Consider the following 13,210-nt stretch of genomic DNA (forward strand, 5'->3'; position numbering starts at 1 on the left):
ATGATTTTCGGTGATTTTGAACGAATGCTAGCAATGCGCTATTTGACGGCTCGTCGCCAGGAAGGTTTTATTTCGCTTGTAGTTGGGTTTTCTATACTAGGTATTAGTCTTGGAGTAGCAACCTTAATCATTGTTATGAGCGTAATGAACGGCTTCCGAGACGAGCTAATCAGTAGAATCATTGGACTTAACGGCCATGCTAGCATCTATGCAAGAGATGGGGTAATTAAAAATTACGATAAGCTAATGATGAAAATTGCTTTAGTGCCCGGTGTATTTAGCGTTACCCCATTAGTTGAAGGTCAAGCAATGCTTGCTGCTAATAAAATTGCTTCGGGTAGTATGGTAAGAGGTGTACGAATAAAAGATTTAAAGTCCAAAAAACTTATCGCAAATAATATTAAAGATGGTTCCCTCAAGAATTTTAACGGTATGAATAAAGTAGTACTGGGTTCCCGCTTAGCTCATCGTATGGGATTGCAAGTCGGCGACTATATCACAATGATCTCACCTAGTTTCGCTGTCACAGCAATAGGTAATATGCCAAGAATAAAAACCTATGAGGTAATTGCCTTGTTCGAGATGGGCATGTACGAATACGATAATAATTTCGTTTATATGCCTATAAAGGCAGCTCAAAAGTTTTTCCAACAAGAAAATTCAGTTAATGCACTAGAAATCTTTACAGAAGATCCAAACTTGTTGGATAATATAAGATGTAAGATAATTAAAGAACTGCCATCAACAGTATATTTTTATGACTGGCAGCAAAAAAATAACAGTTTATTTAATGCATTGCAAGTTGAACGCAATGTGATGTTTTTGATCTTAATGCTAATAATTTTAGTTGCAGCATTTAATATAATCAGCTCAATGACTATGCTGGTAAAGGACAATCTCAAGGAAATTGCTGTACTGCGAACCATGGGTGCCTCACGCGGTATCATCACCAGGGTATTCTTTATGACAGGAGCTAGTATAGGCTTTATCGGTACAGCTATGGGTACAGTGCTTGGATTATTATTTATTGCAAAAATAAATACAATTCAGAAATGGATAGAAAACATCTTTGTTACCTCAATATTTCCATCAGAGATATATTTTTTAGCCAATGTACCAGCTAAGATAAACTCAATTGAAGTAATCATGATCCTTATAATGACACTAGCGCTTAGTTTCATGGCAACAATATACCCTGCTTGGCGTGCTGCTCGTACTGATCCAGTTGAAGCTTTACGCTATGAATAAAACGATAAGAGTCTCACAACCAAAAGCATCTGTAATTTCAGATAAAGAAGCTATTGTTCTGAACGAAATAACTCGTATGTTTAGCGTAGGAAACCAGCAACTGCTAGTTTTAAGATGCGTTAATCTAACTCTTAATAAAGGACAAATTATCGGCTTGGTAGGTCCATCTGGCGCTGGTAAATCAACCTTGCTACACATTGCTGGACTTTTGGAACAACCAACCAGTGGCAGGGTTATTGTAAACGGACGCAACTGCTCCGGACTGAGTGATGGAGAACTCACTAGTATTCGCAAAAACACTATTGGTTTTGTCTACCAATTTCACCATTTGTTGCCAGCATTTTCTGCTCGCGAAAATGTCATGATCCCACAAATGATTGCTGGGTATTCCAAGCATAAAGCACGAAAGCAAGCAGACAAATTACTGGATATGGTAGGCTTAAGTTCTCGAGCAAATCATCGGCCTGCTAGGCTTTCCGGAGGAGAACAGCAAAGAGTAGCGATCGTGCGCAGCATAGCTAATTTACCAAGAGTATTGATTGCCGATGAGCCAACTGGTAACCTCGATCAACAAACAGCATATCAAGTATTTAACCAACTCCTCCAGATAGTAAAGAGTACTGGTTTATCAGCCTTGATAGCAACCCATAACATGGATCTAGCAATACAAATGGACCGTATAATCGAGTGTCGTGACGGATTATTAGTTGAACAAAAACCATCCACATGACAGCTTGACTATTCAAGTCCTAGCTGATTCTCGATCAATAAAATCAAATAAAAATTACACTAACACCCAGAATGATAGCGTACTAAATGCTTAATATTTAGCAAATAATTGCGTGGAATAGGTAAGCTCAATTTTATCTGTTTGCAGATGCACAAGCACAAATGGCTGTCTAAAAGTTCATCACTTCATTTATCTTATACCATATTTTTAACTAGTTCAGTAATACCTTATCTCCATTACCAGCAGTTCGGTTTTTTAGTATAATCTTTCTTCTCAAATTAGAACAATCCTAATCTAATGATAATTAGAAATTACATTAAATATAAAATCAAGATTTAAAATTTTATAATTCAGATTAACTAGGTTTTAGTTATTGATTTTATCCTAAAGATAAAAATAATGTTTTTTAATAATAATTAAGGTAATTCAAAATACTTCATGTTACATTAACCAAATTATTTGTTTATGAATTAACTAAATAATTAGCATAGGCAAAATAGAAAATTTCGTTTATGTGGCTTTTTATCTAAAAAACACTAGAATAATCAGAATATTAAAGTGTTACTAAATATTAGAATTTATTTTATGGTTCAAGCAAACTTAATTAGATACACTATATTAGTAATTGAATATTAATATATGCGGTTATTATGTCTTATGCTCAATTTATTCATCTTCGTGTGCATTCAGCGTATTCTATGGCTGAAGGAGCAATTCATGTCAATGAGATTGTAAGGCTCGCCAAGCAAAATGCGATGCCAGCTGTCGCCATAACTGATAGCAGCAACATGTTTGGAGCGTTGGAATTTGCTGTTACAGCTTCCAACGAAGGCGTACAGCCCATAGTAGGAGTACAGCTTAACATTAGCCCGACAATCGATACGAAATTACCGGGCACGTATGGAGTTAGCAATAGTAAGCTGCCGGATCAACTACCGCTGATTGCTCAAAACGAAACGGGCTACATGAATTTGATTAATCTTGTAAGTCAAGCTTTTCTCGATACTACAGAAAATGAAGCTCCTCTAATTTCCCTAGATAACATGGAGGGACGTACCGATGGTCTGATTGCACTAACTGGGGGTCTGAAAGGTAGTTTGGGTCGTTTACTATTGACTAAAGGCGGTAAAATCGAAGCGAATACTATGCTCAGACGTTTAGAGGAACTTTTCCCCAATAGACTTTATATCGAACTACAGCGCCACTTTCTTGAAGAAGAACTCCAAATAGAAAATTCTCTGATTAATTTAGCATATGCTCACAATCTACCTCTGGTAGCTACCAACGATGTATTCTTTGCAGATCTAGATATGCATGAACCACAAGACGTGCTTCTTTGTATAGCACAAGGCACAACAATTAGCAATTTAAACCGCTGGCGAGTTACTCCACATCATCGATTCAAAACCGCTGAAGAGATGCATAGACTGTTTGCAGATTTGCCAGAAGCAATTAACAACACTCTAGTAATCGCAAGACGTTGCGCGGTAATGCCGGAAAAGACTGCACCCATACTACCAAGCTTTGAGACGCAAGATGGTAGAACTGAAGCCGAAGAATTGCGAATAAAAGCTAATGAAGGTCTAGAAAACCGTTTAAACTTTTATGTTTATAATAAGGAGATGAATGCTACTACTCGAGAAAAAACTGCAATTCCCTACCGCAAACGACTCGATATGGAGTTAGCGATTATCGAACAGATGGGATTCTCGGGATATTTTCTTATCGTATCGGACTTCATAAAATGGGCTAAGACAAAAAAGATTCCGGTTGGTCCAGGACGCGGATCAGGCGCAAGTTCACTTGTTGCTTATTCTTTATTAATTACCGACTTAAATCCGCTACGCTGGGGATTACTATTTGAGCGCTTTCTTAACCCAGAGCGCGTATCAATGCCAGACTTTGATATAGACTTTTGCCAAGATCGCCGTGATGAGGTAATCCATTACGTGCAAAAAAAATATGGCCGAGAATGTGTCGCTCAAATTATCACTTTTGGGAAACTTCAAGCTCGTGCCGCTCTGCGCGACGTCGGTCGTGTACTTGAAATTCCCTACAGCCAGGTAAACAGGATTTGCAAATTGGTGCCGAACAACCCTAATAATCCAGTAACCTTGAAACAAGCAGTTCAAAATGAAAAAGAGCTCCAAGTGCAAAGTGCAGCCGATAAAAATGTCGCCAACTTGATCAAGATTGCTCTAAAGTTGGAAGGACTATATCGCAATGCATCTACGCATGCTGCTGGCATAGTAATAGGTAATAAGTCATTAAACAATCTAGTACCTCTCTATCGTGACCCGCGCTCAAATATGTTAGTCACTCAATTTAACATGAAATGGATAGAGCAGGCTGGACTTGTAAAATTTGATTTTTTAGGCTTGAAGACTCTAACCGTACTCAAGTTAGCCGTTGACCTATTAAAAGAACGAGGACTAGAAATAGATCTATCTAAGATTTCTCTTAGCGACGAGCAAACTTATTCCATGCTAACCAAGGGCGATAGTATTGGTGTATTTCAGTTAGAAAGTTCAGGAATGCGTGATGTATTGCGACGCATGCGTCCTGATAGATTTGAAGATATCGTTGCGCTAGTTGCATTGTATCGCCCTGGACCGATGGCAAACATAGAAAAATACATCGCATGTAAGCATGGCGAAGAACAGGTAGATTACATGCATCCTATTTTGGAGCCAGTTCTTAAGGAAACTTTTGGTATAATGATTTACCAAGAGCAAGTGCAGCAAGCTGCTCAGCTACTCTCTGGCTATACCCTCGGTACTGCAGACCTGCTACGCCGAGCTATGGGTAAAAAAATTAAGAAGGAAATGGATGCCCAACGTGATAAATTTATTAGGGGAGCAGCTGCAAATGGAGTAAGCAAAAATCAATCTAATTGTATTTTTGATCAAATCGCTGCTTTTGCAGGATATGGCTTTAACAAATCTCACGCCGTGGCCTATGCTATGATTAGTTACCAAACATCTTATCTAAAAGCTAATTATCCAGTTGAGTTTCTAGCAGCATCAATGACCTATGAAATGAACAATACAGATAAACTAAATGTATTGCGTCAAGAATTAAACAATCTTAATATCAAACTACTACCTCCAGACATTAATAAATCAGGTCAGAATTTTTCAGTCGAAAAGCTTGAAAATGATAACTACGGTATTCGCTATGCTCTTACTGCAATAAAAAATGTTGGCATTTCAGCGATGAGCTTACTAGTCTCTTCACGAGATAAAACCGGGCCGTTTAAAAGTATAATAGATTTTGTTGATCGTATTAACCCCAATCAAGTAAACAAGCGTCTGATCGAAAATTTAATTCGTGCCGGGACTTTCGATGAATTACACAACAATCGTGCAGAATTATTTGAAAATATTAATACAATTATGCTTCGCCTGAACATAGCGGCAAGTGAGCGAAACTCTGAGCAAATAAGTCTTTTTAATCTCGCAAAAGATTCGGCATTACAAAAACAAATCTTACCTAAAAGGAGACCAGACTGGACAAGTATAGATCGCCTGCGTGCGGAATTTGATGCACTTGGATTTTACCTCTCAGCCAATCCGTTAGACTCCTATGCACAAAATTTAGTTAAAATGAAGGTTATCGCTTCTAGCGAAGCATATTCCGAAACCCTATCTAAGAACGGAAAAACAGAACTGATGATGGTTGGAATAGTCATTGGTAAACAAATCCGCACTTCTAAGTTTGGCAAACATTTTGCAGTTATACAATTTACTGATAGTAAAGGTGTATTTGAGTTAACCATGTTTTCAAAACTATTTGCTACATCACAGGATTTATTAGAATCAGGAGACCCACTCCTGATTCGTGCTAACGCAAGAATTAAAGACAACAACTTACAATTATCAGCCTCATCAATAGAATTACTAAACCAGGCGATCGATCGGGTAGCATCCGGGATAGAAATTTTTCTCAGCAATGGTTCATCTCTAGAACAAATTAAACAGTTGATAGAAAAAGAAGTAAACGGATTTGGCCGTATTTATATTATTATCCAAACTAGTCGCGGTAACGTCCGCATCAAACTACCAGACAATTATCAACCTTCCAGTAGTTTGCGTGAAGCTATTAAAGATATGCCAGGTATCAAATATATAACGAATCTTTCCTCGATTTATGTCGATCCTCAGCACTAATGTTTCCACAATTAAATATAAATTTAATCTATCACTTGACTAAACTTCCTTAATATGTGGTAAAATTTTTACCAAAGTCAGCTTAATCTTAAATTGTCCTAAAACAATAGCTTCGTTTGACTTAACGCAGACAATAAAAATTTATTTAAATCGATAATTTAACTGCTTTAATAGTTTAGCCTTTGGCTAATATATGACCATTGTTATTATGTAATAATCATGCAATAATAAAAGTGACTATTCTTAATTGCATAAAAAAGTGTAAGCAATTAAGAATACATTGCTCATACAACCAAATACTACATAGTAAATAAAACTTATTTCAATTATTATATTGCTCATAAAATTGATACTTCAATTGCAAGTAAACATCGTTTCTCTACCTCATAACTAACTAGCTGGATATCTTTTAAATAAATACTAACGACTGTGCTGGCCCTGCATCCAAACTACAAGATCCTTCTCCAAGAAGAGAACCTAATTTTTAGATTAACTCAATATCAAAGCAAAAGCCAAAATTATCTTATTTGATTATCGGATGATAACCCCAAAGCAACGTATATTATTACGGATAATAGCAAAGAAACCCAAGCAAAATCTGTCAATAGCAAATATTAAAAATATTTTACACTAGAATACTATAAGAAATATCACATCATTGTTATTGATAATGTTTATCATCAAGACAAGAATCCATCATACTATGTTATCTGACTTACAACAGTAGCAGTAATTAACTGTAGAAATTTAACAAAACAGTAATTTAAATAAGTGATAAATTCGTTAAATTACCGATTATTTGCTGTTTACTTGTATCCTTCTCTAAATTATACAAGATAGATACAACATTTAAGTTATTGAGTAATTTATTTATTTGATAGTCCTGCAATGATGGCGTACACGAGCAGCATCACCCAATGCTTCAAACAGCGCTCTACTAACAGGGTCAGCAACAGCATTATATTCTGCATGCCACTGCACTCCAATTGCAAAACTAGCAGCATCAGCAATGGAGATTGCTTCAATCGTATCATCGTCAGCAACACCATTGACAATTACTCGGTGACCAGGCCGCATAATTGCCTGGCCGTGCAGTGAATTAGTTACAATATTTTCGGTCCCAAGCATAGTAGCAATTGTTCCGCCTGGGGTTAAACGTACTTTTTCCCGTAAAGCAAAGATAATCTCTGGATCTTTGCAGCCCTTAGGCATGCGATGACGGTGTTTTCCTGGCATATCTCCAATCTCTGGATGAAGTGAACCTCCAAAAGCAACGTTCATTTCCTGAATACCACGACATAGGCCGAGAATTGGAATACCACGTTCTACGCAATTTCGTATCATTGGTAAGGCTACTCGATCTCGACCAAGATCCATTTCGCCATGCTGTTCTGTCAAGTCCTCTCCATAATAGTGAGGGTGTATATTTGCTCGACCTCCGGTCAACACTACCCCATCCAGCACTGCTAGTAGATCATCAATATCTAAAGCATCTGGCATAGAAGGAATTAGAAGTGGCGTGCAACTAGCCACAGCAGCAACTGCCTCAATGCTAAGTTGGCCAACGAGCTGAGCTTCAATTACCCCTTCAGCTAGATAGCGGTTGCATTGAATGCCAATCACAGGCCGTGCCATGTGTTCTCCTTTTAAAATTGAGCAAGAGAGCAATAAATATCCGCTTCTTTGTGTTTAAATCCAAGTCCTCAAAGAGAGAATAAAAATCGCTTAAAAACAATAACATTACACTTGAGGATATAGTCTTCAAAGCCTCCATATTATTCAATCGAACAGCGATTTTTTAAAGTTCATGATTAACCAAAATACCTAGTGCACCATAGCCAATCAACTTAAATTATACATCTATGTATACGATAAAGATATGCAAAAGGCATTCAAAATGCACCAATTAATAGATAATTAGCCCTAACTTCTTCGAGAGAATTTTGTCTTAAAAATTTTATAGACCAATAACTTATCCTTAGGGGTATTCTCTTAACTGTATATCAAACTATTTTTAAACACCTTTTTCAATATTGTTCAATAATGCTGACTAATCCTCATGAAGAATTTTTATTTAATCAGCCAATTAAAAAATTTAAGCGTTTTTACCAAGTAAAGATAGTAAAATATTAATTAACTAGTGAAATAAAAAATAATTACTTAGTTTATCGCATTAGATTTATATTGTCACTTCTTTATTAAGTCTATTTACCTACTATTGAAATGCTTTCATTCTGAAGTAATAGATATTCTTTAGTTAATTGCAATAATCATGCTTCTAATAAGCTGCCCTTAAGATACGGAGCAAATCTATTCATGTAATCGCATACAAAATTTAGCCTATCATTTATCACTTTGTTAATCATTAGATAAAAAGAACAAAAATACGGTTAAGAAAAAGTTATTAGCAGATTATACAATCAATCAGTATAGTAATATCATATAAGTTTAATACCTAATAGTGAATAAAAATAACCCTAAAACGTTAACGCCTATAATAAGCAAACCAATATAATCTTATTGTTTTTTTAAATAGTGCAGTTTAGCTGCATAAATTAAAAATTTAATTAGTCAAGTGATTAAAAAACTTTCTAAGTATAACATAGACTAGACTTAGCGCTACAATCTTCTAGGCTAAAAATTAGACCATGAGTTTAAAGCCGCTTTGATTAAATCAATCAAAATATACTGTAGCATAGCGAGTTGGTAATTTGACTATAAAGATAAGATTAAAATTATCCTAAATAATGCAATTTTATTTGTCCTAAGTCTTAACTTTCCCTTGAGCTAATTTTTAACATATATATAAAAATTATCCCCTTATAGATCTAGCATTACAGCATATTAAAACATCCAAAATCAATAGCACAATGTTTTATTGGTTTCGTATAAGTCTAAACTACATTAATATGCTTATAATTTTATCTTTAAATTCATTAACTATAATGAATAAATACTTTTATTACGCGCAATACTATTTTAGTAGCGCTCTAAAAATTAGAATAACTTTTTTATGCACCTAGTTATATAGGTATTATTAAAATAACTGCTCATGTTATCAAAAACACTAACAATCCTAGAGATTACTTTAGCAAAAGTATTATCAGCCTTATAGATTTAATAGTTGATTAATTAACAGCACATTAATTAGTAAAAATATCTAAGATCTGTTAAGGAATTCTTTTTCGCCTGCATACGCCAAATTATTTAACTTGCGTTTGCATATTTGCGTTAAGAATAATATCTGAGATATTGATAATAAAATCAATAAATAAAAACTATGATTTGCATTAGTTTAATTTAACACAAATTTAAAATATGCTTCCTTCGTTTTTATTATCTCTGGATATATGGAAGGCCTTACATTAATTTAAAAATCGTTCAAATTAATGTAAAATTTTTGCTTATTTTTAAAATAAAGTATTCGATCAAGCTGTTGCAATTGTGCAATACAAGCAGCAAATTTATTACTGCATTATACAATTAGTTGTGCAATACAGTAATTTAATCGTCGGTAATAAGCATTATTTTTACACAAAAAGTAAAAATAAACTATCAACTTATATTTAAAATATTATGTTTTTATTCCTAATATTTTAGCAATCTTGTTACTAACCTTTGCTTAGCGGATTTAAAATTATCATTTTATACCCTAATATAAAGATAATCTTATAATATAAATAGTCGCTTTTTATGATGGTATATTTTTAAGCCCTTAGTATACAATGGTTATCCTGAGTGGATTAATAAATTTCTTCTTCTTGGCTCGCCTTACATTGCCAAGTATATTCTTAAAATGAAATTAGCAGTTAATGACTCTTAGATGATGAACTTTGACCCGTATTAAAATATACGCATACTTTAAAATCAAAGGATTAATACACTAAATGATAACAAAGACTATCAACTGTTGGATCTTCGATATGGACAATACACTATATTCGGCACGTTCTAACATTTTCATACAAATTTCAGATAGGATGACAGAATTTATTAAGGAAAAGTTTGATTTAAAGCTTACATTGGCTAGGAATCTACAGTACGATTTGTTCAATCGTTACGGTACCACTTTACGCGGTTTAATGATCGAATACAATATTGATCCATTGTCTTTTTTAGAATTTGTGCACGATATCGATGTCAATGACATCGATCCAGCGCCAGAGTTGGAAAAATTACTGGCGATGCTGCCAGGCCGTAAAGTTATTTATAGCAATGGGTTAGCAGATCATTGTGCACGAGTAGCAAAAAGACTAGGCATCAATCACCATTTTGATCATATCTATGATATAGTCGCTTCCGATTATGCACCTAAACCTGATCCAGCACCTTACGATAAGCTAATTAGTTTGTTAAGTATTGACCCCAAGACGACAGTAATGATTGAAGATATAGCTAACAACTTAAAACCAGCTGCAGATCTTGGGATGACTACGGTTTGGCTAGAAAACGATTTCAACTGGGCTAAAGCTGGCTGCGATCAACCATACGTGCAAAACATAGCTAAGGATATAATTAGCTTTTTGAGGGCTGTAGTAAATAGAGAAAAATAACTGATGCAAACATTCTCCTACTAGCTTGCTATCTACTTGGATGTAGTATCCTAAGCAACGCTTGATTTTTAAACTGTTAACAAAAATTAAAAATTATGAATAATGATTTACAAAATATCATCGATCATGCCTGGGAAAACCGAAACAACATAAGCGCTTCTAACAAAGGTGAAATCCGTGAAGCCGTCGAAACCGTCTTAGAAAATCTGGACACTGGCTTAATTCGTACTGCCCAGCCTAAAGGTAATCACCAGTGGATGGTTAATCATTGGGTTAAGAAAGCGCTATTACTGTCTTTCCAACTAAACGATATGCAATTATTTTTCGGCGGTCCAGAAGATGCGAAACATGGAAAATATTTATGGTGGGATAAAGTTCCTTTGAAATTCTCTGGATGGAATAAACAACGATTCCTCGATGCCTCCTTTCGTGCGGTTCCACACTGTGTAGTACGCTATTCTGCGCATATCGCTTCAGGCGTAATATTAATGCCATGCTTTGTCAATGTTGGAGCATTCATCGATCATGGCAGTATGATCGATGCTTGGGCTACAGTTGGTTCTTGTGCTCAGATTGGCAAAAATGTGCATATATCCGGCGGTGCTGGGATCGGTGGTGTACTCGAACCGATGCAGGCTGATCCAGTTATTGTTGAAGATAACTGTTTTATCGGTGCCCGTAGTGAGGTGGTTGAAGGCGTGATCGTCGAGGAAGGCGCAGTACTTTCTATGGGAGTTTTTATCTCTAAATCGACCCACATCGTTAATCGCAATACCGGAGAAGTTCATATAGGTCGTGTACCGGCTTATTCAGTTGTAGTGCCTGGATCAATGCCAGGAAGATTGTTACCTAATGGTATGCAAGGTCCATCGCTTTCTTGCGCTGTAGTGATTAAAAATGTGGATGCTCAGACTAGGTCAAAAACATCAATCAATGATTTACTCCGTTATTGATTATATGAAAATATTTATATGTTAAGTTCTTTTCATACCAGCACATCGTTATCACAGTCCCTTGATCCTGTTCAAATTGCTGCAGATTTAATACGCTGTCCCAGCGTGACTCCTGAGGAAGGTGGAGCTATAGATTTATTGCAATCTTTGTTAGAATCGATGGAATTCATATGTCATAGATTATATTTTGAGGAGTATGGAACAGATAAAATTGAAAACCTTTATGCTCGTCGAGGCAACACCGCACCGCATTTCTGTTTCGCTGGTCATTCAGATGTTGTACCAGTTGATGACGTAACATCTTGGAGTGTAAGACCATTTGACGGTATCATAGCTAAAGATCATCTTTGGGGTAGGGGTGCTGTAGATATGAAAGGGGCGATTGCTGCTTTCATCGCTGCAGTTGACAAATATCTCGTTTACGGTGGAAACAAAGGCTCAATCAGCTTGTTGATCACCGGCGACGAAGAATCTCAAGGTATTAACGGCACCATTAAGGTCCTTAATTGGATGGAAGCTAACGGCGAGATTCCTGACATGTGCATCTTGGGAGAACCAACTAACCACACAGTTATGGGAGATACAATAAAGATCGGCCGTCGCGGCTCATTCACAGGACATATTACTTTGCGAGGTATCCAAGGGCACGTCGCTTATCCAGATCTCACCCAGAATCCGGTACACCAACTAATCCGTATATTTACACCATTCATCAATGATAACTTAGACCAGGGTACAATACATTTTGCACCAAGCAATCTATCAATAACAACGATTGACGTGGGCAATCTAGCCAATAATGTTATTCCAGCCAAGGCACACGCTACCTTCAACGTACGCTTTAACGATAACCATTCATCAGAATCGCTTAACCTTATGTTTCGTAAGTTTTTTGATAATCAGAATGTGTCTTACACGCTCAAAACCGAATGCTTACGTGAGAGTTTCCTTACAGAACCTGGCATACTATCTAAGTTAATATCAGACGCTACGTTTATAATCACCGGAAGACGTCCAGAGCTGAGCACAAATGGCGGTACATCAGATGCTAATTTCATCAAAAGATTGTGTCCGGTAGTAGAATTTGGTTTAGTAGGTAAAACTATGCATCAGGTTGACGAGCACGTACCGCTAGCTGATATTTATACCTTAAAAGATATTTACCTGACTGTACTAAAATGCATCCTTGGCTAATTGTAACACAATTACATGCTGTTAATCAGTAATAAGTTTCACTAAATTTTATCACTTTAGCTAGCGCCATATATTCGAATTAACAGTTATCTCAAACAATACCAACATCCTAGCTGTTATCAATAGCTAGGATGTTGGTATTGCGAAGTAGGTAAAATGTAAACTTGTCACCATCGTTTCAGATGTAGCGAATTAGTAAAAATAAAAATGTTTTTTAAAAAAAATTTAATAATAAGAAATAATAAAGAACGTTAATCTGCTTAAAAATACAATAACTCATTCCTAGGTCCTTTTATTATCGTAATAGATCACTATCCATTATTCTCTTGGCTATAAATATGTAAAAATTGATTCTTTATCATA

7 protein-coding genes are annotated in these 13,210 nt (G+C 35.8%); 6 read left to right on the forward strand and 1 reads right to left on the reverse strand.

Annotated elements, in window-relative coordinates; genetic code table 11:
* The 3 genes from P856_RS02615 (at nucleotide 1) to dnaE (ending at nucleotide 6,147) form a co-directional block, all read left to right on the forward strand.
* Complete coding sequence (locus P856_RS02615; protein WP_025300622.1) at nucleotides 1-1,248, forward strand: lipoprotein-releasing ABC transporter permease subunit; 1,248 nt, start codon at nucleotides 1-3, stop codon at nucleotides 1,246-1,248.
* On the forward strand, nucleotides 1,241-1,978 hold the full coding sequence (locus tag P856_RS02620) for an ABC transporter ATP-binding protein (RefSeq protein WP_044214892.1): 738 nt from the start codon (nucleotides 1,241-1,243) through the stop codon (nucleotides 1,976-1,978). Before P856_RS02615 ends, P856_RS02620 begins: the two co-directional genes overlap by 8 nt.
* Before the next feature lie 650 nt (nucleotides 1,979-2,628).
* Nucleotides 2,629-6,147, forward strand: a complete 3,519-nt coding sequence (dnaE, locus tag P856_RS02625; RefSeq protein ID WP_025300624.1) for a DNA polymerase III subunit alpha — start codon at nucleotides 2,629-2,631, stop codon at nucleotides 6,145-6,147.
* A gap of 870 nt (nucleotides 6,148-7,017) precedes the next feature.
* On the opposite strand, the gene P856_RS02630 is transcribed toward dnaE, so the two are convergent.
* Nucleotides 7,018-7,782, reverse strand: a complete 765-nt coding sequence (locus tag P856_RS02630) for a gamma-glutamyl-gamma-aminobutyrate hydrolase family protein (RefSeq protein WP_025300625.1) — start codon at nucleotides 7,780-7,782, stop codon at nucleotides 7,018-7,020.
* Nucleotides 7,783-10,034: 2,252 nt separating this feature from the next.
* Between P856_RS02630 and P856_RS02635 the strand changes: the two genes are divergently transcribed.
* The 3 genes from P856_RS02635 (at nucleotide 10,035) to dapE (ending at nucleotide 12,847) form a co-directional block, all read left to right on the forward strand.
* Complete coding sequence (locus P856_RS02635; RefSeq protein ID WP_025300626.1) at nucleotides 10,035-10,700, forward strand: pyrimidine 5'-nucleotidase; 666 nt, start codon at nucleotides 10,035-10,037, stop codon at nucleotides 10,698-10,700.
* Between the two features lie 92 nt (nucleotides 10,701-10,792).
* On the forward strand, nucleotides 10,793-11,653 hold the full coding sequence (gene dapD, locus P856_RS02640) for a 2,3,4,5-tetrahydropyridine-2,6-dicarboxylate N-succinyltransferase (protein WP_025300627.1): 861 nt from the start codon (nucleotides 10,793-10,795) through the stop codon (nucleotides 11,651-11,653).
* A gap of 18 nt (nucleotides 11,654-11,671) precedes the next feature.
* Nucleotides 11,672-12,847 (forward strand): succinyl-diaminopimelate desuccinylase, encoded by a 1,176-nt coding sequence (gene dapE / locus P856_RS02645; protein ID WP_025300628.1) that lies wholly within the window; start codon nucleotides 11,672-11,674, stop codon nucleotides 12,845-12,847.
* Nucleotides 12,848-13,210 lie beyond the last annotated feature (363 nt).

The sequence above is a fragment of the Candidatus Endolissoclinum faulkneri L5 genome (assembly GCF_000510265.1).
In the GTDB taxonomy this organism is placed as follows: Bacteria; Pseudomonadota; Alphaproteobacteria; order Thalassobaculales; family Thalassobaculaceae; genus Thalassobaculum; species Thalassobaculum faulkneri_A.